Origin of the sequence: Lactiplantibacillus sp. ME-2, from assembly GCF_022549155.1 — a bacterium.
Classification (GTDB): Bacteria; Bacillota; Bacilli; order Lactobacillales; family Lactobacillaceae; genus Lactiplantibacillus; species Lactiplantibacillus plantarum.
Genome location: NZ_JAKZEQ010000029.1, coordinates 18,835 through 41,811 on the forward strand (window position 1 = coordinate 18,835; position 22,977 = coordinate 41,811).

Annotated in this window: 19 protein-coding genes and 1 other RNA gene; 12 read left to right on the top strand and 8 right to left on the bottom strand. The window is 46.0% G+C overall.

All coding sequences use genetic code 11. The features are described from left to right. Window positions 1-45: 45 nt before the first annotated feature. From MMY95_RS10915 to mvk, 3 genes are read right to left on the bottom strand one after another with little or no spacing between them, the layout of a single operon-like run. Window positions 46-1,137 (bottom strand): phosphomevalonate kinase, encoded by a 1,092-nt coding sequence (locus MMY95_RS10915; RefSeq protein WP_053267299.1) that lies wholly within the window; start codon window positions 1,135-1,137, stop codon window positions 46-48. A 50-nt stretch (window positions 1,138-1,187) separates the two neighbouring features. Next, complete coding sequence (gene mvaD, locus MMY95_RS10920; protein WP_076635296.1) at window positions 1,188-2,165, bottom strand: diphosphomevalonate decarboxylase; 978 nt, start codon at window positions 2,163-2,165, stop codon at window positions 1,188-1,190. Between the two features lie 25 nt (window positions 2,166-2,190). Then, window positions 2,191-3,129, bottom strand: a complete 939-nt coding sequence (gene mvk / locus MMY95_RS10925; RefSeq protein ID WP_053267277.1) for a mevalonate kinase — start codon at window positions 3,127-3,129, stop codon at window positions 2,191-2,193. An 844-nt stretch (window positions 3,130-3,973) separates the two neighbouring features. Between mvk and MMY95_RS10930 the strand changes: the two genes are divergently transcribed. The 9 genes from MMY95_RS10930 to MMY95_RS10970 all read left to right on the top strand — a co-directional run bounded on the left by MMY95_RS10930 (window position 3,974) and on the right by MMY95_RS10970 (window position 14,526). Continuing rightward, a complete protein-coding gene (locus MMY95_RS10930) occupies window positions 3,974-6,778 on the top strand; it encodes a helicase C-terminal domain-containing protein (RefSeq protein ID WP_104795702.1) in 2,805 nt (934 codons plus the stop codon). A 65-nt stretch (window positions 6,779-6,843) separates the two neighbouring features. Continuing rightward, window positions 6,844-7,344: a DUF5590 domain-containing protein gene (locus tag MMY95_RS10935; RefSeq protein WP_003644363.1), complete on the top strand. Its 501-nt coding sequence runs from the start codon at window positions 6,844-6,846 to the stop codon at window positions 7,342-7,344. Between the two features lie 22 nt (window positions 7,345-7,366). After that, window positions 7,367-8,566, top strand: a complete 1,200-nt coding sequence (locus tag MMY95_RS10940; protein WP_027822580.1) for a pyridoxal phosphate-dependent aminotransferase — start codon at window positions 7,367-7,369, stop codon at window positions 8,564-8,566. Between the two features lie 20 nt (window positions 8,567-8,586). Then, on the top strand, window positions 8,587-9,882 hold the full coding sequence (gene asnS / locus MMY95_RS10945) for an asparagine--tRNA ligase (RefSeq protein WP_015640374.1): 1,296 nt from the start codon (window positions 8,587-8,589) through the stop codon (window positions 9,880-9,882). A gap of 77 nt (window positions 9,883-9,959) precedes the next feature. After that, complete coding sequence (locus MMY95_RS10950) at window positions 9,960-10,685, top strand: DnaD domain protein (protein ID WP_003644365.1); 726 nt, start codon at window positions 9,960-9,962, stop codon at window positions 10,683-10,685. Window positions 10,686-11,320: 635 nt separating this feature from the next. Next, complete coding sequence (locus tag MMY95_RS10955; protein WP_003644367.1) at window positions 11,321-12,388, top strand: ATP-binding cassette domain-containing protein; 1,068 nt, start codon at window positions 11,321-11,323, stop codon at window positions 12,386-12,388. After that, a complete protein-coding gene (locus MMY95_RS10960; RefSeq protein WP_003640477.1) occupies window positions 12,388-13,059 on the top strand; it encodes a methionine ABC transporter permease in 672 nt (223 codons plus the stop codon). The genes MMY95_RS10955 and MMY95_RS10960 overlap by 1 nt, the downstream gene beginning before the upstream one ends. Before the next feature lie 18 nt (window positions 13,060-13,077). Then, window positions 13,078-13,935 carry a MetQ/NlpA family ABC transporter substrate-binding protein gene (locus tag MMY95_RS10965; protein WP_015380333.1) on the top strand — a complete coding sequence of 286 codons (858 nt, stop codon included), beginning with the start codon at window positions 13,078-13,080 and terminating at the stop codon, window positions 13,933-13,935. A 90-nt stretch (window positions 13,936-14,025) separates the two neighbouring features. Further along, window positions 14,026-14,526, top strand: coding sequence for a universal stress protein (locus MMY95_RS10970; protein ID WP_003645081.1), 501 nt, complete (start codon window positions 14,026-14,028; stop codon window positions 14,524-14,526). Between the two features lie 118 nt (window positions 14,527-14,644). Here the strand turns inward: MMY95_RS10970 and MMY95_RS10975 are convergent, their stop codons facing one another. The 5 genes from MMY95_RS10975 to recU form a co-directional block, all read right to left on the bottom strand. Then, on the bottom strand, window positions 14,645-16,330 hold the full coding sequence (locus tag MMY95_RS10975; protein WP_087509775.1) for an iron ABC transporter permease: 1,686 nt from the start codon (window positions 16,328-16,330) through the stop codon (window positions 14,645-14,647). Beyond that, the gene (locus MMY95_RS10980) at window positions 16,327-17,337 is read right to left on the bottom strand and encodes an extracellular solute-binding protein (protein WP_015825559.1); all 1,011 of its coding nucleotides are present in this window, start codon (window positions 17,335-17,337) and stop codon (window positions 16,327-16,329) included. The genes MMY95_RS10975 and MMY95_RS10980 overlap by 4 nt, the downstream gene beginning before the upstream one ends. 12 nt (window positions 17,338-17,349) lie before the next feature. Further along, on the bottom strand, window positions 17,350-18,303 hold the full coding sequence (locus MMY95_RS10985) for an ABC transporter ATP-binding protein (RefSeq protein WP_104795705.1): 954 nt from the start codon (window positions 18,301-18,303) through the stop codon (window positions 17,350-17,352). 184 nt (window positions 18,304-18,487) lie between these two features. After that, the gene (locus tag MMY95_RS10990; protein WP_003640483.1) at window positions 18,488-20,791 is read right to left on the bottom strand and encodes a transglycosylase domain-containing protein; all 2,304 of its coding nucleotides are present in this window, start codon (window positions 20,789-20,791) and stop codon (window positions 18,488-18,490) included. Between the two features lie 11 nt (window positions 20,792-20,802). Continuing rightward, window positions 20,803-21,426: a Holliday junction resolvase RecU gene (gene recU / locus MMY95_RS10995; protein WP_003644374.1), complete on the bottom strand. Its 624-nt coding sequence runs from the start codon at window positions 21,424-21,426 to the stop codon at window positions 20,803-20,805. Between the two features lie 114 nt (window positions 21,427-21,540). On the opposite strand from recU, the gene MMY95_RS11000 reads away from it, so the two are divergent. The 3 genes from MMY95_RS11000 to rnpB all read left to right on the top strand — a co-directional run bounded on the left by MMY95_RS11000 (window position 21,541) and on the right by rnpB (window position 22,916). Beyond that, window positions 21,541-22,110, top strand: coding sequence for a DUF1273 domain-containing protein (locus MMY95_RS11000; RefSeq protein ID WP_053267281.1), 570 nt, complete (start codon window positions 21,541-21,543; stop codon window positions 22,108-22,110). A gap of 74 nt (window positions 22,111-22,184) precedes the next feature. After that, window positions 22,185-22,526, top strand: coding sequence for a cell division regulator GpsB (gene gpsB / locus MMY95_RS11005; RefSeq protein WP_003638751.1), 342 nt, complete (start codon window positions 22,185-22,187; stop codon window positions 22,524-22,526). A gap of 15 nt (window positions 22,527-22,541) precedes the next feature. Then, window positions 22,542-22,916: RNase P RNA component class B (gene rnpB / locus MMY95_RS11010), an RNA gene on the top strand. Window positions 22,917-22,977 lie beyond the last annotated feature (61 nt).

Consider the following 22,977-nt stretch of genomic DNA (forward strand, 5'->3'; position numbering starts at 1 on the left):
CTGAAAACGAGTCCAGCAAGGCTGCCAGGCTCGTCAATAAACTGCTTAAGAATTTGGTAAAACGGTATCCTGAACCGTATGCACGTTTAAGTTAAGTTGTTCGATACCATCGTGAGCCCACGCAGCTAATAATGGTCGTGGGTCGATGGTTTGATCAATCAAAACGATCCCACAGTCACCACCACCAGCGCCCGAAGTCTTTGCGGCCGCCCCAGCACTTTCGGCGAGTTGAATCATACGCTGCAGCAGGGGTGTTTCAATTGTCACGTGACTGAAATAGCCCAATTTCTGAAGTAGTTGACGATTCGTTCGCAACTCGGTTTGAATCACGTGCAAGTCACTGTGATGAAAACCAGTGATCATACGTTTTAGACAAGCTTTGCTGGCTTTTAGAAAGGTCTGGTATTCGCTACGTTGCTTCGCCTTGACTAAGGCCACTTTATCGACTAAGTGTGATGTGGAGGCCGGTGAACCCGTCCAACCAATCATCAAACGTAAGGCTGCTGGAGGGGTCAGTAACTCGATTTTTAGATCGGGCCACGGCATTGTCAACAAATCACTTAAGCTTGACTGAGCTTGTTGTAGGTGTAACCATTGCCGATCGAATGAATGGTAGGCGATCCAGCCACCATAGACGCTGGCAGCAATGTCACCAAGCGAACCATTGCCTTGCACGGATAGATGGGCAATCGCGGCTAATTTGAACAGTTTATTTTTATCCATCGGTAAATGGTAAAACTGACATAGTGCTTTGACGGTTGCCACGGTCACCGCTGCTGAAGAGCCGAGACCGTATTTTTTACCATCAGCACTATCGAGCTCGCTATTGATACCGAGATGATAAACACCAAGTTCACGCCCTAATTCATGGGCATAACTTTCAGTGAGATTGATTGCCGCTAAAATATAATGGAAGGGATTGTCACGATTATCAAAAACCATCGCGTCTCCCTGACGTCGCCAGACGATTGAGTTTTCTTGATACTGCTCAGAAACGATGCTCCCAATCGTTTCGCTAGGTGAAATCGTTGCCGTCACAAATTGATCTAGTGCAACAATAATTGCTGGATAACCACTTTCCACTACGGCGTATTCACCGGCAATGTAGAGTTTTCCAGGGGCTTTCACCGTTATCATGCCATCATATCCTTTCATGACCATCGCTGATCATTTTAAATTAAACTGAATTATTTTTCCGTTATCGTGATACCTGGACCTGGTTTAGCGACGATTAATTGATCAGCGTCAAAATGTTGTTGTAACCCGGTCATAATGGTGTCGGTATCTTGACCCGCACAAATGATTTTGACGTTTGGGCCAGCGTCCAAAGTATAATAACAGTTTATCCCGTGTGAACGCAAGTCGTTGACTGCTTGAATGGCCGTCAGTGTATCTGCGGTGAAGTAGTTAAAGGCGGGCTCAGCGCTCAAATTAAGCGCGTGCATTCGCATTGCGTTCGTTTCAGCAATTTGGCCAACAGCAGTGAGATCACGATCGGCAATGGCTTGGCGCATTCGCTTCAAGTCCGTCTCAGCCGTGGTGACCCAAGCTGGATAGTAGGGGGATGTCGCGACGACCCGTGCCATGCCGTCCGTTGAGCTGATTGGCTTTTTGGTAGCCTTCAAAACAACGGCGATCATTTGAATGTCCCAATCGACCGGGTCTTGTAAGACTTCCGCGTAAGAACTCTGATCATCATGGCCGGCATGCCATTCGACAAAACCACCAAAAATTGAGCGGGTTGCAGAGCCTGAACCGCGGCGTGCTAGTCGTGATAGATCAGCCGCATCTAGTTGTAAGCCAGCCGCACGACTAGCAGCCCCTGCTAAGGCCGCGAATCCGGAGGCGGAAGAGGCTAAGCCAGCTGAGGTCGGCACATGATTTTCGGTTTTGACCGTTGCATAGTTGGTTTGACCACTGCGCTGGCGAATAAGGTCGAGGAACTGGCTGATTCGTGCTGATTTGCCCGTGGGTAAGTGTTGATGGTTAAAGTAAATTTGGTCAGTATCAAGATGCTCATCAAAGGTCACACTGGTCTGGGTATAGAAGTGATCAAGGGTCAGCGAAATACTCCCATTTTGTGGTAGCATTAGCGCCGCATCTTTTTTCCCCCAATATTTAACTAACGCAATGTTAGTATGGGCCTTTGCCGTAACGGTTTTCACTATGTCTTTTCCTCCAAAATTAAAATTAGTCATCGCACAAAAGTGGTTCGACCCAAGTCGCAGTCGCACCGGCTGCGGCCAATTTTTGTGATAATTGGTTGGCGATGCTGGCTTCCGGAGCGAGCGCAATCAAGCAACCGCCCTGACCACTACCGGTTAATTTGGCAGCGAGCGCACCATTTTGGCGAGCCACTGCGAGTAGTTGTTCAAGGGCAGGATGACTGACACCCATGGAACGTAAGTCATCTTGCGCACCATTTAGGGCTGTTGCCAGGGCCCCCATGTCACCATCTTCAAGCGCGGTTCGGGTCTGACGAGTCAATCGGCCCAAGTCATCAATGCGTGCTTGAATCGTCGCACCCTCAACCATTAGTAAGTTGCGAACAGTCGCCACTGCAACTTTGGTCTGACTTTTAATACCCGTGTCCGCGATGACTAAATAGCCGGGAAGCTTTACCGGAATCGGAAAGTTCTCACGACCCTTGACAAACCAGACGGGACTTTTGGCACTGGCCGTCGCAACGTCTAGGCCGCTGGGTTGACCATGCGTGTAACTTTCCGCCACATTGGCAGTGGCCAATAATTCTTGGTGGGAGAGTGGTCGGTCGAAGAAATCATAAAAAGCCCGCGTTACGGCCACGGCTGCTGCGGCTGAGGACCCCATTCCGCGTTCAGAGGGAATGTCGCTCGTAATGTGAATATCGAAGCCCTGCTCGGGGGCACCAAAACGTGCAAGTAAGGTTCTAATGAGCGTCTGAATACCGCCTAAGTTGGCAGACATCATCTTAAAGTCGCCGTTGAAGTAACGGCTTTTGACCGTCTGCGCCGCATCACGGCGGTGAATAATGGCCTGCATTTGGATGGTCGAAATCGGCAAGGCAATGGCGGGTTGTCCGTAAACCACACCATGTTCGCCAATTAAAATAATTTTGGCATGACTAGTACCGGTAGCTAGATCTTTCAATCGTGTCGCTGCCTTTCTGTAAGTAGATTAATAATAGCTTCATAATACCTTATTAGCGCTTCTTTTGCCACGCTAACCCCGGCGAACGCGCTGAATTCAGTTGAAATGTAAGTTAAACTGGTTTGAAAAGTAACAATTTAATTAAATTAAATCATTCACGTGAGGGGCGTATGGACAGACTGGTTATCAACGGCAGACGAAGATCGATTACTATGTTAAAATTAGTAAATGATTAGAAATCAGTCCGATAATGATGAAAAAGAAGTTGAGCTGCTTGTGACGGACTACGTGGCCCAGAATTCACTAATTAGGAAAGTAAATTTTGGGTAGCAGTGCCGGCTATTCAAGCGCGCGTACTCAGCTGACTGTGTTATGGCAGATGTACGCCGAGACACTTTCATGAACTTTATCGTTGCTCAATCATACTCTTGACCAGTCTCTGCCCGTTGTCCTCAGACTGACGAATTTGGCTTAAGAGTTGGTTGGGCTGAGTTCCCTACGCCGAATATGCTATAATTTACAAGGATCGACGTGACGTATGTGTGACGATCGGTGTGGAGGATGAGCCAAGCGGCTTGCGTCATCAGGACGACTTGTGTCACTGGCACAGTTTAGTAGGTTGAACTCAGCTAAGTTGGGCTGACCGACGAACCGTTAAAGTTAGTGGTCGAGACCAAGTGTAGCGCTACTTGGACCAGCCTTCAGTCTGATTACAAACACATCGCACGTGATATGCCATAAAGATCGATTAGTTGGTCGAACATCAGCGTTAGTGTTGATGACGGATTCAAGCGGTAACCAATCTAATGAACATCTTTACAATCCATAACTTGGGGAAATGACCATGAAACCAAACACAACTTATGCGGTAGTTGATATTGAAACTACTGGAACTAGTGTGAAGGACGGCGACCGGATTATTCAAATCGGTTGCGCGTTTGTTAAGAATAATAAAATAATTAATACATTTGCCACGGACGTTAATCCGTTAACAACGGTTCCGGCCGTTATCGAGAATTTAACGGGGATCAGCAATGCACGGGTGCGCAAAGCACCACCCTTTGATGATCTGGCTGGTACGGTATACAGCTTATTACAAGGGACTGTTTTTGTCGCCCACAACGTGAACTTTGACCTGCCATTTATCAATTCAGAATTGCAGCGTGTCGGTTATCCAGAACTACCAATTCAGGCCGTTGACACTGTGTCTCTTAGCCAAATTCTGTTACCGACTGCTTCGAGTTTTCGGTTGCGGGACTTGAGTCACTTGCTTGCGATTGACCATAATCATCCGCATTCTGCGGATAGTGATGCAATTGCTACGGCCCACTTGTTTATCACGTTACAACAGCGGCTCGCACACTTACCATTGATCACGTTACAACAAATGGTGCAATTAGCACCGGAGTTACCACGTGAAACGGCTGACTTGTTTGCATACGCCTTTCAACAGGGCAAACAACATCCACAGCAGTTACCAACTGACTTAGTGATCAAAAACGGGCTCGCTCTGCGTAAACAGCGATTGCCACAGCAAGCCGCGGGTCGTAAAGCGGCACGCTATCCGTTGACGAAAGTACAAAAGCAGCATATCTTTGGTGATCGTTTGACTTATCGGCCACAACAGGCCCGGATGATGAACCAGATTTATCGGCACTACTCAAAACAGTCTGCTGAACAAGTACCATTGCTGATTGAAGCACCGACCGGAACGGGTAAAACACTCGGGTATTTGCTGCCACTCGCCTACTTGGCACAGGATGGTCAACAGGTGGTCGTTAGCACGGCGACGACGGTCTTACAAACGCAGTTACGTGATCAGGGTGTGGCGTTGTTGAATCAGTTGTTGCCTAATCCTGTGACGGCGGTTGTGATTAAGGGTAATCAGCATTACGTTGATTTAAACCGGTTTGCCCGTGGCTTGGCGTTGCATGAACATTCGAAGCAAACGCAATTATTGAAGTTGCGCGTGCTAGTGTGGTTAACGATGACAACGACTGGTGATCTGGATGAATTGCACTTGAGCACGTATCAAGCGCCGTACTTTAGCGAAATCGCCCATCATGGCGTGGCCTCGTTGAAAGCTGATGACCCGTTTTTTAAGGAAGATTTCTTACGCTTTCGGGATCAATTGACCGCGCAAGCGACTTTTATCATTACCAATCATGCCTACCTGATGCGCCACGTGGCCCAACTGGGTAGCCGTCAAGAGCGGCCACTGCTGGTTCTTGATGAGGCCCAGCATCTGGCAGATGGCGTCGTTCGTGACTCACGGCAGACGTTTGATTTCAATGGCTACATGGCGACCTGCCACAGCTTGATCAGTCGCATTGACACGGAACATAGTCTAAATTTACGGGCACTGTTCGCGGAACAACCACAGGCCGATTATCGTCTGAAATTATTAGATAATTCATTGAATGATACTGACCTACACCTGCAACAACTGCAGGCGGCGCTAGCCAGAACGTTTGTACCAGCACAAAAGGGCGGCAATCAGCCTGCTGAATTAGGAATCACCACGGATCAGTTGACTGATTTCTTTGCGGCCCACAATCCGCTGATCAAACAATTACAAACGGCCATTGAAAACTGTTTTTTACAGTTTCAACAATTAAATGAGCAGTATCAACATGATCAATCGCAAATCTTGCCTAGTGAACAACACGTTCTCGACGACTTTGACAATCGTCTTCAACATCTTCGTCAGGGCTATGAGTTATTACAAACGTGGTTAGTGCCAGCTTCGCGGGAACAACGGGTCTTCTGGGTGAGCCTTAATCAATGGCATGATCGCGGCAGTCTCACGCTCGCGGGTAGCTTGATCGATACGCAAGGGTATTTTAAGACGCAACTATATCCTTACTTCAGTGCGCCACTATTAACTGGTGCCACGCTATTTGCCACTGGGAAATCTCAGTACGTTTATTCGCAATTGGATATTGACCAAGCAACGGCTAAGCATCACCGATTATCAACACCGTTTGATTTAGAACACCAGGCACGGCTATTCGTCGCTACGGATGCTACTGCGGCGGAAGCACCCAGTGGCAAGCAGCGCGTGGCATACTTGACGCATGCGATTCACGACATCGTGATGGCAGCGCCTAAGCAAACGTTGGTCTTGTTCAATTCACTGAATATGATTGAAGCAGTCTTTTACAGTTTGCATCAAACGGATCTACCTGGTGTTCGCGAAATTTTGGCTCAAGGCGTCAATGGTAGTCGTGAAAAGCTGCTTCGTCGCTTTATGCAGGGGGACGATGCCATTCTCCTGGGTGCCGGTAGTTTCTGGGAGGGGATCGACTTGCCACAAGAACAGTTGGAATTGTTGATCGTCACGCAATTACCGTTTGAATCGCCCGACCAGACGACAACCAAGGCCCGTTATCAACAACTAAGGCAAGCACAACTCAATCCGTTCTATAACGAAGCGTTACCGAAAGCGGCATTGAAGTTACGTCAGGGAATCGGCCGGTTGATTCGGACGGATGAAGACCGAGGGGCAGCGGTGATTCTCGATGACCGTTTGATGACGAAACGATACGGGCAGACGATTCTTAAAGCTTTACCGAAAACGTTGCCGCCCGCAACCGGTTCATTGACGATGATTACGCAGGAACTTCAAAGTTTTTTCAAAACTAAGTAAGAAACCATTCCGCAATCAGTTAAATTTGCTATAATTAATTTATCTGTTTTTGAAAGGAAGAGCATATGCGAGTTCAACGTAGAAGGCGCCCTGAGCGACTCATTATGATTATTCTGGTCGTCATTTTAGCTATTATCGTGGCGGTCTATGGCACGTTATGGGCCGCACAACGGCCAATGCACCAAGCCCAGAAGACGGCGTATAGTCTGGCCGTCAGCAAGGGCAAGCTAAAGACCACGACGGCCTTTTCACAGTACAATGGCACCAGTAGTTATTACGTCGTTACGGGAACGTCGAGTAAAAATGTTCCGGTATACGCGTTAATTAACGCGAATAAACATCATAAAACGACCGTTATCAAACAGTCCGCTGGGATTTCACGTACGAAAGCCTTGAAAAAGGTCTGGTCTAAACGCAATCCTAGCAAGGTTATCAAAGCGACGCTTGGGAAGTATGATGGGACGGTCGTGTGGGAAATTACGTACTTGAACCAGAAAAAGAATTTATGTTATGAAATTTTGCAGTATTCTAATGGAAACCAGCTGAAATCAATTATTAACATTTAAGGTTAAAGGAGTGCGGATGTACATGGAATTATCGCGTAAAGTAATGCAGGTTCAACCGTCAGCGACATTGAAGATCAGTGCGACTGCCAAGCAAATGATGGCGGACGGCGTTGACGTTATCAATTTAGGAATCGGTGAACCGGATTTTCAGACCCCGGATAACATTAAGCAAGCAGCCATTGATAGTATTCAAAATGGTCAAGCGAGTTTCTACACACCGGCAACTGGATTACCAGCTTTAAAACAAGCCATCAGTCAGCGAATTGAAGCTGACCATCACTACCATTTTGATCCTAATCAGATCGTCGTAACGGATGGCGCAAAAATGGCGTTGTTTACGTTATTCCAAGTTATTCTGAATCCCGACGATGAAGTGTTATTACCAGTCCCATACTGGGTCAGCTATTCGGAGCAAGTTAAATTAGCTGGTGGTGTGCCAGTCGAAGTTAGCACCGATGAACAGTTGCGGTTTACCGCTGCTGATTTGGAAGCGCAGCGGACGCCTAAGACGAAGGCCTTAGTCTTGAATTCGCCACAGAATCCATCCGGTCTGGTATTCAGCCGTGCAGAATTGACGGCGATCGTGAACTGGGCCGTTGAACACGACGTTTTGGTAATTGCGGATGAAATTTATGAAAAGTTATTATATAACGGTAATGAATTTACATCCGTGTTAGAATTAGATGATGCTAATATGGATCACGTGGTTTTGATCAATGGGGTTTCAAAAGCCTATTCCATGACTGGTTGGCGTATCGGATATGCTGCCGGGCCACAAACCATCATGGCTAAGATGGGGGTCGTGTTAGGTCACGCTGCTAGCAACCCAGCCGCCGTATCACAATATGCTGCGATTGAAGCTTTTAGTGGTGACCAATCATCGGTTGAAACGATGCGTCAGGGCTTTGAAGCGCGGTTAAACGAACTATACCCACTGATCGAGCGTTTACCTGGGTTTAAGATGCCTGCTGGCAAACCAGCGGGAGCCTTTTACTTGTTCCCAGATATTACGGAAGCATTGCGTTTAACAGGCTATGCAGATGCACCGGCCTTTGTGACGGCAGTGTTATTAGAAGCCCATGTCGGTTTAGTGCCTGGAGAGGCGTTTGGCATGCCCGGTTGTTTACGGTTAAGCTATGCAACTGATATCGATTCCTTGCGAGAGGCCCATCGACGGTTACAAAAATTTATGACAGAAAAAATTGCTGAACAAGCAAAGTAATTGGAGGATGTAAGTAAATGGTGCAACAGATCAACATTATCGATGCTAAGGACCATGTCGACGAAAAAGTAAAGATTGGGGCTTGGCTCACTAATAAACGTTCAAGTGGTAAGATTGCCTTCCTACAATTACGTGATGGCTCCGCCTTTTTCCAAGGTGTCGTTGTTAAGAGCCAAGTTAGCGAAGAAGTTTTTGAACTCGCTAAGGAAGTTAAGCAAGAAGCCAGTATGTGGATTACGGGTGTGATTCATGAAGACAGTCGTTCAAAGTTCGGTTATGAAATCGAAGTTGAAGACATTGTAGTCGTTGGTGAAAGTGAAGAATACCCAATTACGCCTAAGGAACATGGGGTGGACTTCTTACTAGATCACCGGCATCTATGGTTACGTTCTAAGCGGCCATGGGCAATCATGAACATTCGTAATGAAGTCATTCGCGGAACGTATGAATTTTTTAATCAAGAAGGTTTCATTAAGATGGACTCACCAATTTTGACTGGGAGTGCACCTGAAGGGACAACTGAATTGTTCCATACTGAATATTTTGATCGGGATGCCTACTTATCACAGAGTGGTCAGTTATACGCCGAAGCCGGAGCTTTGGCCTACGGAAAGGTCTTTACTTTTGGCCCAACATTCCGGGCTGAAAAGTCCAAGACTCGGCGGCATTTAATTGAGTTCTGGATGATTGAACCAGAAATGGCTTTCATGCATCAAGAACAAAGTTTGGAAGTTCAAGAACGTTATATTGCCTTTCTTGTTCAAGGTGTGATTGATCATTGTCAATACGCACTCGACATTTTAGGTCGTGATGTTGAAACGTTGAAGAAGTACACCAAGTTACCTTATCCACGAATCAGTTACGATGAAGCCATTGAATTGTTGAAAGAAAATGACTTTGACGTGGATTGGGGTGTTGATTTTGGTTCACCAGAAGAAACCTTCTTGGCTGATCACTTCGATCAACCCGTCTTCGTTTTGAATTACCCGAAAGCTATCAAGCCATTTTATATGAAGCCGCATCCAACCCGGGACGACGTGGTGATTTGTGCGGATTTATTAGCCCCAGAAGGCTATGGTGAGATTATTGGCGGGTCAGAACGAGCAACTGATTACAATTACTTACTTGACCAGATCAAACAAGCCGGCTTAAATCCAGACGACTATGCTTGGTACTTAGATTTACGTAAGTATGGTAGTGTTCCTCATGCTGGTTTTGGTTTGGGACTCGAGCGATTCTTGACTTGGATTACGGCCGAAGATCACGTGCGGGAGACAATTCCGTTCCCACGGTTGTTGAACCGGATTTACCCGTAAACTTTAATTGAAGGTTAGTTTTATTAAGAGCGTGGGACCTAGTCTCACGCTCTTAATAGTGAAAGGATGATAACGAGATGGAGTCCTTAGCTGCCGCGTTAGTGAATGATGGTCAAACGACCATTGCGAACGCATTATTGGCCCACTATCGTGAAATTGGGGTCACAAACGATGAATTATTGGTTTATTTGCAGTTCAAACGGTTAATTGATCAGGGTAATCAATTCCCAGATGCTGCGGTAATTGCCAAGAGTTTAGGTGAATCGACAAATGCCGTTTTTCAGCGGCTACATGAAATGTTAGCCAAAAAATTGCTGACGATTGAATCGATCACGGCTGATGACCAAAAAATTCATGACCGTTATAATTTTGACGGCCTGTATGATAAGTTAGCAGTTGCGCTCAAAAAGCAGCCAGTTAGCACTCAAGCTTCGGAACAAGCCACGAGTGAAAACAGTCGGCAAAAGGTTTTTCGGGCAATTCAGACGGAATTTGGCCGTGACTTATCACCGATCGAAATGGAAAGTATTAGTAAGTGGTTCGACGAAGACCATTATGAACCAGAAGTTATCGAATTGGCATTGCGGGAAGCAGTTCTGCGTCAAGTCTATAACTTGACGTATATGGACCGAATTCTGTTGAACTGGCAGAAGCGTAACTTAAAAACGGCTGCCCAGGTGGAAGCAGAGCGCCAACGCAGTATTGAGCAACGCTTGAATTCCGCTCCGCAACCACAACGCCAGACGGGCGCAAATGCTGGTCCGAAGATTCCGTTATTCAAATTAGGTGAAGACCAGTCTTAAACACTGTGCTGAAAAGCTTATCGGGGAAAACTGATTTTTAATAAAGTGGTGGCGATTGCCTGTGCGAGGCGTCGCTACCACTTTTTTTCGGGATGGGTTAGTCGTTGTTTCATATCAATGGCGTTTGCCCACGTCATTGGCGCAGCGTACTGAGGTTAAAACAGGACCACCAGGATTTCCTGTCCTGGTAAGCCGGTGGGATGCACATCATTGGACCAAAATCAGTGGGCACCACTATAAATTAGAAAATGGTTATAATTAAATGTTGACTTCTCATTAAAATAGCGCAATACTGTAAACAACCAAGTAAATATATTAATAAATACGTCTAAGATGAGTAGCCGTTGTTGGAATGCCTTAGAGAACTGCCGGTTGGTGCGAGGTAGCCATTTCGCAACGTTGAAGATGGTCTTATAATGCAAGTTTCAACGCTGAGCTGACGGGGTTAAGCGTTGACGGCTACGCCCGTTATGCGGTTAGAGTCTCGCTAAGAATTTTCAGTGGCGGTACTTGAAGTGCGGTGGCCTGTGAGGGTCATTTGAAGTAAGGTGGTAACACGGAAAAACGTCCATTCGTCCTTAATCTGATAATCAGATTAGAGACGATGGGCGTTTTTTAATGGGAGGAAGCAGACTATGACAGAGGCAATCATTGATTTAAAAGACATCGCAGTGACTTTTGACGACGGGCACCAAGTCGTTCACGCGGTTCAAGATGTCAATCTACAGATCCAGACGGGTGATATTTATGGCATTATTGGATATTCCGGCGCTGGCAAAAGTACCTTGGTACGGGTGATCAATTTATTACAGTCACCGACAACGGGCCAGGTAGTCGTCAATGGCCAGGCCTTACAAACGCTATCGCCAGCTGCATTACGTCAAGCCAGGAAACACGTTGGGATGATTTTTCAACACTTCAACTTGATGCAATCACGGACCGTGTTGGGAAACGTTATTTATCCATTATTGGGTCAAAAAATTAGTAAACAGGACCGACGCGCCAAAGCATTACGGCTACTGAAGCTCGTTGGGTTAACGGACTATGCGCAGACCTACCCAGATAAATTATCTGGTGGGCAGAAACAACGGGTGGCAATCGCACGGGCACTAGTCACTGACCCGCAAATCTTGATTTCTGATGAAGCAACTAGTGCGCTTGATCCAAAGACCACGGCGGCAATTCTTGAGTTGCTACAACGGGTCAATCGCGAGCTAGGGATTACCATTGTCCTCATTACGCATGAAATGCAAGTCATCAAGAGTATTTGTCATCATGTCGCCGTTATGGCTGATGGGCGGATTATTGAGCGGGGCCCCGTTGCTGAGGTTTTTACAGCCCCCAAAGCACCTCTGACCGTTGATTTTGTGGAAACATCTACCAATGTTCGGGCCGCCATTCAGCGAATCACTAAAACGATTAAATTGAGTGAATTAGCAGCGGACCAAGAGCTGATTGCGTTCAAATTCGTTGGTCAATCAACAAAGCAGGGAATTGTCTCGCAGTTATCGCAGACGCTGAGGGTCGACGTTAACATTTTGTTTGCCAATATCGACCAGATCGATGGTCAAAATGTTGGTGACATGATTGCGATTATTACGGGGGATTTAACGGCCTTCAATGTGGCGGTCACTAATATGTCGGCTCAAGGTGTCCACACTCGCATTATCAATGAAGAAGTTGTGAAGGGAATGGTGGACTAATGACAGCATTAATTCCGAATGTCTTACAAATGAAAGCTGAATTTATTCAAGCAACGTTAGAGACCCTCTATATGACCGCAGTTTCCGCGCTGGTTGCAGGAATACTGGGGTTGGGTTTAGGGGTACTGTTAGTGGTGACACAGCCCCATGGCATTTTAGCTGATGGCCCCTCGTATCAAGTGTTAGACAAGCTAACCAACTTACTCCGTTCGGTGCCATTTATTATTCTGTTGGCCGTAATTTCGCCGTTGACCAGCTATTTAATCGGAACAACGGTGGGGACCACGGCATCGTTAGTCCCACTAGTTTTTGGTATTTTTCCTTTTTATGCCCGGCAAGTGCAAAATGCGTTACTCGATGTTGACCAAGGAATCGTTGAGGCTGCTCAGTCCATGGGATCTAGTCCCATTGCAATTATTTTTCGGGTTTATTTGAAAGAGGGACTACCTGATTTGATTCGCGTCTCAATCGTGACGGTGATTAGCCTGATTGGTCTGACGACGATGGCTGGTGCGATCGGTGCGGGCGGCTTGGGTGATATTGCAATCAGTATTGGTTACGCTCGCTTTGAAAACGACGTGACGTTTGTCGCAATGATCATCATTTTGATCTTAGTCTTTGCTGTACAGCTGTTTGGTGATTGGCTCGTTAAGAGCGTCACACATCATTAATAAAGGGGGAATTAGCCGATGAAACGATTAGCATGGTGGTTGATTGGTATTGCTGCAATTGTTGGTATTTGTGTGGGATTACATGAAATAACGAGTTATTCGGCCCGTACACAACAGAGTGCCACGATTACGGTCGGATCAATGGGATCGGACTATGAAGTCTGGCAGCACATTGCTAAAAGCCAAGATGCCAAAAAGATGGGCTTAACGATTAAGGTTAAACAAATCACGGATGGTGTTCAGCTGAACAAGGCCACGGTGGACGGTAACGTTGATGTGAACGCCTTTCAGTCCTGGTCATATTACCAAACTTATAATCAGCAGAATCCCAAGGCCAAGTTGGCGGCGTTAGGAACGACTTATTTGGAACCAATGGGAATCTACTCCAAAAAATATCAAAGCGTTGATGAAATTCCGGATGGCGCTACGATTGCAATTGCTGACAATCCCTCACAAGCTTCGCGAGGCTTGTTACTGCTCCAAAAAGCGGGCCTGATCAAACTGGCAGCTAATTTTGGTGTCTTAGGTTCAGTGAAGGATATTACAAGCAATCCCCGTCATCTGAAATTCAAACAGATCGATGATACTACTGGTCCCCGGATCATTAAAAGTGTCGATGCAGTTTTGATTTCGAATACGGTTGCTTTGGAAGGACATTTACACGTTTTACGGGATTCGATTTTCCACGAAAGTCTGAATAAGAGTACTAGGGATAATGTTAATATCTTAGCAACGGCCGCTAAGAACGAGCATCGTGCTAGTTATCTTAAACTAGTTAAACTTTACCATCGGGCGGATATTCAAAAGTATATCAAGCAAAAATATTACGGTACTAAGATTAACATCAATAAACCGCTATCTTATTTTGACAATTAATAAGCATATTGGGTGCTGGATGATTATAGATAAGTTATGATTATGATAATAAATGTTGTAACTCATTGAACTTATCAGGAGGTCTCAACCATGTATAAACGAATCCTAGTCCCATTAGATGGTTCCGATAATGCTTATTATGCACTTGAACATGCGATTGCCTTAGCGAAGGTTTTTGACTCCCAGTTATTTTTATTGAATGTCATCGATGTTAATCGATTTGGCGTCTACAGTCCAGATGTTTTTACGAGTGCGGCGCCAGATATGATGAGTTTTGATCAAGCCCAGAGTAAGAAACTGTTGGAGCGGGCCCAGGATCAAGTTGCAGCCCATCAGTTGCACGCCGAAACAATTCGGCAAACTGGGGTACCCAAAGTGACAATTGCGGTCGATGTTCCCAAGGCTCAAAATATTGATTTGATCGTGATTGGTCGCTCTGGGACTAATGCGATTTCTCGCCTGTTCTTAGGTTCAACGACAGCGTATGTTGTTCGTAATACGGAGGCTAACGTCACCGTTGTTAACATGCCGAATGATGAAGCTGAAGAGGTTGAACAAACCGGTGATGTTTCGGCCGATGATTCTAAATAACTTGTCAGTGATGATTGAAGCTGGTCACACGACGTCAACATTGACGCTCGTGCGACCAGCCTTTTTAGTTTGGGATAGGCGATGACGAAAAAACAAAGTCGTTTTCCGCTACTGACGATTACCGATTTGAGTGCCAACTGATGCCGTTTGGCTGGCGTACTGGCTTAGTAGCTGATTGCAGGTGATTAGCTGCAATCAGTCCAATGAATGTCAGTGCTACCGTTAATACCGCTAGGGCCATACCGGCGGCCGCTTCACCTTGTTCGAACGATTGATAGATAAATGTTGAAACGGTCGTCATACCGGAAGGCAGTAACAATAGGGCAACGACTAATTCACGACTCGTGGCAATGAAAGCCATCACAAAGCTGTTGAGTAGCGCGGGCCATAGAATCGGAAGTGCAATTTTTAGGATAATGCGGCCGAAACTAGGTTCGAAGATGCGTGCGCTAGCCAGCAATTCCGAGTCAAAGGCCTTGAGGGCGGTCGTCAAGTATTGCACCGTTGTTGGTAGAAATAAGGTGACATCCGCGATCAGGAGGATGGTTAGGGTGCCGTATAATTTGGTGAACGCCAGCACCTGTGAAAAGAGCATCATTAAGCTCAATGCTAAGACGACGTTTGGAATTGCGAGTGGCAATGCGCCCAAGGTATGACATAACTGTCGCAGCCACTTGGGAAAACGTTTTGTTAAACTCCCAACGCTCAAGAATAAACCAACGATCACATTGAGACTGCTAATCAGTAATGCCAATCCGACGGTCGTAACAATGGCCTGCCAGGCAGGACTATCAAAGCGTAAGAGGTCTATATAGTGTACAAGTGTCAAATTAGACGGACTCCAACCAAGACTGCGTTGTTTGAGTAGCGATTGGAGCACGATGGCACTGAATGGCAGGACAATAGCAATACTGATGACTAGGGTGACGAAAGTGCCTGCTAATGTTGTCACTCCAAGCTGCCGATATTGTGACGCTGACCGTTGTCCGGTGAACTTAACAGCTGGCCGGCGTAACAACCATTGCTGGATACCCCAGGCAATCAGGGCAATGGTCAGTAGGAGGGTGCCGGTGAGTACCCCGTTTTGGAAATCTAAGGGCCACTGGTTGAGGTCCTTTTGAATCGTAGTCGTCAGAACTTCGAAGTGGATGCTCCGACCAAAGGTGGCTGGCGTTCCAAATTCAGCCAAGGTTTTGGTAAAGACTAAAATCCATACAGCTAAGTATGGGACTAACATGATTGGTAATGTGATTCGCACTAGTCGTTGCCAGGTGTTGACCCCATGAACTTCGGCCACTTGAAGCCAGCGCTGGTTGAATTGCATGAGGGCTGCGCGTAAGCCTAAGTATGCCACGGGATACAAATGCAGACTCATGATAATGACCATCCCGAACGGTGAAAATAGCCACTGAAATTGGTGGTGCCAACTCGGATTAAGCTGAGCCAGTAATCCGTGTGGTTGAAAGAAATATAACCAGCCCATCGCGTTAATATATGGTGGTGTCATGAATGGCACTAACAAGAGCCAATGCAACCAGGCGAGCTTTGTTAAACGGGTGTGCGTCATGATCCATGCCAAAGGGGTGGCTAGCAGGGTTGTCCCGACGACCGTGCCCCCACTGAGGAACAGACTGTGTTGAATGCTCACACGGTTGGTTGGCTGCGTCAGTTGTGACCATAGCTGGCTTGGCGATTGCCCGACTAGTGTTTGACCAATCAGGGCGACTAACGGGCCGATAATCAGAGTTGCCAACAAGCAACTGGTGATGATTGATAAGGACAAGCGGATTTGATGATTACTCATTGGCTAAAGACCTGATTGAATGCGACAACGTTTTTAGTCAGGGCCGCGTTGGCACTGGTCCAATTGACCGTGTAGGCTTTGATGGCTTCGCCATTGCGTGGATCGGTCAAAGTGCTCGTGGTACCTGGAATTAAGTTACTTTTTTGAATTTGTCTTTGAACTTTAGCTGATAAGAGATAGTCAATAAATTGTTTGGCAGCGGCTTGATGACGACTAGCCTTCAAAATCATCGCCGGTCGTGGATTGACCAAAGTCCCACTCTTAGGATAAACGAAACCAATTTTTTCGCCTTTTTTAATAGCTGTTAGACTCATGTAATCGACCCCACCAAAGACGGCGATTTTTTGGCCAGTGATGACTGCATCGAGTACTTCCTTGTTAGCACCCCCGATATCGGCACCGTTTTCTTGAAGGGCTTTAAGTAGTTGCGTACCGTGTTTCATTTGATAAGCGTTAATGAAGTCCAAACTAGAACCAGAGGTTTGGGGGTCCGGAATGGTCACTTGATTGCGATACGGAGTGGTTGTCAAGTCAGACCAGTCTGTCGGTGCCGATTTGATGTGCTGCGTATTGTAGGTGATGCCGACTGCCGAAGCACTGTAATTGATCAACTGGTGGCTAGTATCTTTAAATTGTTTATTCAGGTGTTTAGCTTGAGAAGGCTGATAGGTTAATAGCTGGCCATTCTTTTGTAAATCGACGCCAGCGGCCATTGAAGCTAAAATCAGCACATCAGCTTGGGGATTGCCTTGCTCGGCCTTGACCTTACTTAAAATTTTCCCGGTCGTGCCGTCAAAACTTTTGACTTTAATGCCAGTTTTGGCTTCAAAACCGTGGATGATTTGATCAGAAAGGGGTTTAGGTCCAGCAGCGTATACTGTTAAGACTTGTTGACTGGTTTGCGCGTTGGCGGTTAACGTTTTTTTCTGATGTTGATTAACATAAAGCGACGTGCCAATTGCGAGCACGCCGAGCGTGGATAATGTGATAATTGCTGCTTTAGACATGTGAGTCAACTCCTAAAAAGTTAGTATTTGATGTGGATCGATGCCTAATGTGATCGGTGCAGTGGTATAGGGTAGCTGGGTCTTGACGTGCCAATCATAGGCGCCGACTTGAACGTAAGTATCAAAATGATCGCCCATAAAGGTTGAACGCTGCACCAAGCCTTGGTAAGTGGGCTGCTGAGTACCCGTTTGACTGACTGCGACATATTCCGGGCGAATGGCCTGGTGCGCGTTGATCTGATTAAGGGTGCCCATAAAATTGGCGACAAATTGAGATTTTGGCTGTTGGTACAGCTGTGCTGGTGTGCCCGTCTGCACCACGTTGCCCCCTTGCAGTAATACGAGGTGGTCGGCAACTTGCAAGGCTTCTGGACGGTCGTGAGTTACAAAGATGGCCGTCAGATGCTGGTCGTGAATCAGGGCGCGAATTTCTAATTGAAGCCGTGTGCGCAGTTCGGGGTCAAGCGCACTTAAAGCTTCGTCGAATAAAATCAAATCCGGTTGGGTCGCTAGTGCCCGTGCAAGGGCGACCCGTTGCTGTTGCCCGCCCGAAAGTTCACGTGGATAACGATGTCGGAAGTCAATCAGACTAACTTGTTCGAGGGCCCAGTTGACTTGAGCAGTCAATTCCGGCTTGGTCAGATGCTTTTCTAAAGCGAAAGCGACATTTTCTTGGACCGTCATGTGCGGCCACAGGGCAAAGTCTTGAAAAACCATCGCCAAGTGCCGCTGGGCAGGGGGCTGATTCCAATGGGTCGCGGCGTCAAAAATGGGCTGATTATCAAATGAAATTTGACCACTGTCAGGTGTCGTGAGACCCGCAATCATGTTTAAGAGCGTTGATTTTCCGGAACCGGACGGGCCAATTAATGCCGTGATTTGTTGATCAGGAATCGTCAGACTGAGTTGATTGATTACCGGACCTTGAAAACTTTTGGATAATTCGTGTAGCTTAATGGCAACCACGATATGCAACTCCTTTGTCTTAATTGGTTTGCTCAGTTTATTAAGTTACTTTGTATTGTAGTGGTAATTCGCCGTGTTAACGTTGATTTTGAGTTTAGTTTATGTAAATTTTGTGTGTTATTTCGGTAAAACAGTGCACATAAAAAAAGACCACTGAATCGAATTCAGTGGTCTTGGGTGATTCTTATTGTCCTTCAGTCGTGTTATTGGTATCAGCGGTCGGTGTTTCCGATGAAGTCGCTTCGGAACTTGCTTCGGAGCTTGAACTTGCTTCCGAACTGCTGCTACTTTCTGAACTAGATTCAGAAGATGAACTTTCGGCGCTACTTGAGGAAGAAGCAGCTTCGGAACTACTACTGCTACTTTCCGAACTACGACTACTTGCTTCTGTGCTGGTGCTTGAACTACCCGTTGTTGTTGAACTAGAGCTAGCTGAACTAGCGGTTCCTGACGAGGCTTCGCTACTGGAGAAGAGGTGACCAACAACGTAAAGTTCTTCGATACCGTTCTTCTTAGTCGTGCCAACTGAGCTTGGCTTGGTCCAATCAGAGTTTGGTGAATACTGTTGAAGGTAATTCATCATGGCACGATAAATTTGTTGTGAAATCTTTTCGTTGGAGGTATCTAGATAACCACCAGCTTCGGTGGACTTATCATAGCCAGTCCAAACGGCGACCGAATAATTCTTCGTGTAACCGGCCATCCATGAGTCAACGACGGCATCGGATGGTACTTTGTTTTTATACTGAGAAGCATAGTTGTCAGTACCAGTCTTACCAGCTTGGTAAACGCCGCTGATCTTAGCGGTTGTCGCCGTCCCAGTAGAACTATTGATGACCCCTTTCAGCATATCAGTAATCATGTATGCCGTTGATTTCTTCATGGCGCGCTTACCAGTGCTAGTATACGATGTCGTAACGCCATCAGAAGTAGTCACTTTACGGATGTAGTATGGCTTATGATAAACACCACCGTTGGCGAACGCAGCGTAGGCACCGGCAACTTGTAAGGTGGAAACACCAGCACCGATCCCGTTGGCATAGTTAACGGTTTTGAGGTTCATCCCAAGGTTATTGGCAAAGGTTTTGGCTCGGCTTTTACCAACGGCTTGTAAGGCCCGAATTGCTGGGATGTTCCGTGATTGAACCAGTGCTTCACGCATCGTCATATTGCCCAAGTAATTATTGTCAAAGTCATGCACGGAAATGTTAGTCCCGGGATATTTGTATTTCGTATCAGACAACGACTTGTAAGTTGGCCAATTCAAATATTCAATGGCTGGTCCATAATCGAGAATCGGTTTCATCGTCGAAGCGTTTGAGCGTGATGTCCAGACAGCTCGGTTGGTTCCGTACGTGACATTACCGGTTTTCCGACCACCAATCATAGCTGAGACCTTGCCAGTGTATGAGTCAACAACCGATACCCCTAATTGGAAAGTCTGTTTTCCATTATTAGGATAGTTGACGTATTGAGACGTGTTGGCAATGTCATAAAGCCGTTTCTGGGCATCCATGTCAATGTTCGTATAAACTTTCTCGCCATCGGTTAAATTATAACCTTTTTTGAGGAGGTCTTGACGGACTTCGTTCAGGTAAGCATCCAAGATTTTATTTGTCTTTTCATGCTTCGCTAGGCTTGAACGTCCCGAACTAGTTAAGCCCGTCTTGACACTGACTTTTTCAGCAGCAGTTTCCTGACTCTTGGAGATGACCTTGTTATCGTACATCGCTTCCAGCACCAGATTACGGCGGCTAGTTGCGTATGATGGATAAGTCGTCGGGTCGTAGTAGGTTGGTGATTGCGGCATACCTGCGAGCAGTGCGAGTTGACTAAGGCTCAGATCTTTTAATGACTTACCGTAATAATACTTGGCGGCAGTCCCCATACCATAAATCCCGTTACCCATATAGACCTTATTGATGTAAAATTCCAGAATCTGAGATTTACTGTAATGTTTTTCAAGATTAAGCGCAATCCAGGCTTCCTGCGCTTTGACTTTCAAATTTCGATCCGAAGTACTGGTGGAAAAGACCGCAAGTTTAACGAGTTGCATGGTCAAGGTACTCCCACCTTGCATCCCGAGTGAGCTACCTTTTAAGTTGCCGACTGCAGCCCCAAGAATCCGGTAATAATCGACCCCCTTATGCTTGTAAAAACGGCGATCTTCGATTGAGACGACGGCATTCTTAAGTGTGGATGGGATATTACTAGACTTAACGTATTCGTGGTCGTTAGTTCCCAAAGAGGTCAAATACTTGTCGTTCTGGTCATAAATCTTAGCGGTCCCCGTATTGACAAGGTCACTCTGTTTGACTGTTGGTGCCGTCTGCGCATAGTAGAAGAAAAGTGCTAGACCAGCGAGTACCCCGATGACAAACAGTGCAGCTAAGGATAAAATAATCCGCCGAAACCAGTGTTTCTTAGGTGGTTTAGGTTGGCTTTTTCTGCGAGCAACCCGTGAGTTCTGTTCATTGTTACCTGCCATGATGTTCTCCTTTAATGAATTGATGAGGTCTCATCAATAATATGATCAAGCGCATCCAAATAGGGAATGCGTGGATTGATTTGATAATGTAGCTCCGCGGCTAAATGTTCAATATCCGTCAGTGGAATTGACTTGCGACCACCATCTCCTTGATGATCCCAATAAGTAAATAAGTCGCTGGCTGTTAACAAAAATAGGCGCCCCAAACTCGCAAACCGAATGATAACAAAACAGATTCCGCTTTGAGCTAAGCACTGGCGCATGTGCTTAATTTGATGCTCATGAAAGTTTTTTAGCGGAAAAGCCGTTTTGTTCTTGGTCTCCTTGGCCTCAAAATCTAAATACTTCCCCCGATAGACACCGTTATAATCAGTAGTAGAAGCTTGTTTAAAATAAGCTTCGCGGATTACAGCGGCGCTGCGTTTGGGATAATCGACTTTAACGATTTGAATGGGCGTTGGCTTTTTATGAATAACTGCGATATTATTTTCAAGATAATAGGCGTTACTATCATTGATTTCTTGTTCCAAGCTCATTCCACGATCGCCAAAATTGACGTTGGCAAATTTGGAAGATTTCGATTTAGTTGGGCCGGGTTGGCGATAAACTTGACCGTTTGGATAGCGAATCGTCACATTAATCAACCTCCTAATAATGTTACATTTTACCATTAACTAATAGGGAATGTGAAATATCTGTGAGTTTTTAACTGATTTAGACCGATTTAGTGACAGAAAGGAGACTTTTTTATGAGCCGGTTCTGGCTTAGTGGTTACCGGAGTTACGAGTTGAATGTCTTTGGTGATCAGGATGATAAACTAAAAGTTATTAAGTTTGCGTTAACTAATTACTTAACGACGCAGATCGAGGATGGTATGGATTGGCTGATAACGGGTGGTCAGCTCGGTATTGAACAGTGGACAGCGGAAGTAGGGTTAACGCTCAAAAAGACATATCCAGAATTGAAAGTGGCAATGATGTTACCATATGGTGAATTTGGTGGGCGCTGGAATGAAAATAACCAAGCTAAATTACAGACTTTGCTGGCCCAAGTCGATTTTCATGCACCAGTCAGTAAACAACCGTATGAAAATCCGCAACAATTAAAAAATTACCAAGAATTTATGGTTACCCATACGGATGCGGCCACTCTGGTATATGATCCAGATAACCCCGGGAAACCCACGTATGACTATGATTTGATTCGGAACTTTAGTGACACTCATCCGTACCCATTGACCCTGATCGACTTCGACTGGTTACAGGAAAGTGCCAATGAATATGCAGAAAAACAGAATAATGGTTTTAATTTTGAATAAAGTCTGCTACAATGTTTTAAGTAATGCGGATGCCGAATGGGTATCGCGCGAATAACAATGAGGTGTTTTTAAATATGGCTAAACGTAATTTTACTCCCAAAGACATCCTTCAAAAAGAGTTTAAGCCAAAGATGCGGGGTTATGATCCTGCCGACGTTGACGGCTTCTTAGATAATGTCATTAAGGACTATGAGTCATTTACTAAAGATAACCAACAACTTTCAGATGAAAATGAACGGTTACGGGCCAAGGTTGACGAGCTTACCAAGCAAGTCGCTGTCGGTGCAACCAGTCCATCTTCTCAACCGACTAGTACGGTGACGAATATGGATATTCTGAAACGTTTGTCTAACTTGGAACGTCATGTCTTTGGTGCCCAATTAGATAATAATCAAAATGAATCACACCGTCTATAATTGTGATTCGATGTAAATTCTGGGTAATCGCGGTCGGCTTATGTCGGCTGAGGAAGGTCCATGCTCGCACAAGCTGCGATGCTTGTAGTGTTCGTGCTCGGTGAAAAAATAAGCCGGGGTACCGATTTATCGGTAACGGCGGAAAAAACGGCTAAGGCTTCGGCTATGCCCGAGTATTCCTGAAAAGTGCCACAGTGACGATACTCAATTGGAAACGGTTGAGTTGGAACGCGGTAAACCCCACGAGCGGGCAACCCAAACTACGGTAGGGGCGCTTCACATAAGGAACTGAACTAAATGTGGGGGGAGATTAGTAATCTCGAGATAGATGATTACCGCCTAGTTAACAGACCCTGTACTTTAACTAGGTACAAAACATGGCCTACAGGAATTTACATTTAGACAGGAGACTGGGACAAAAGTTCGCTTTTGTCCCAGTTTTTTTATTCGA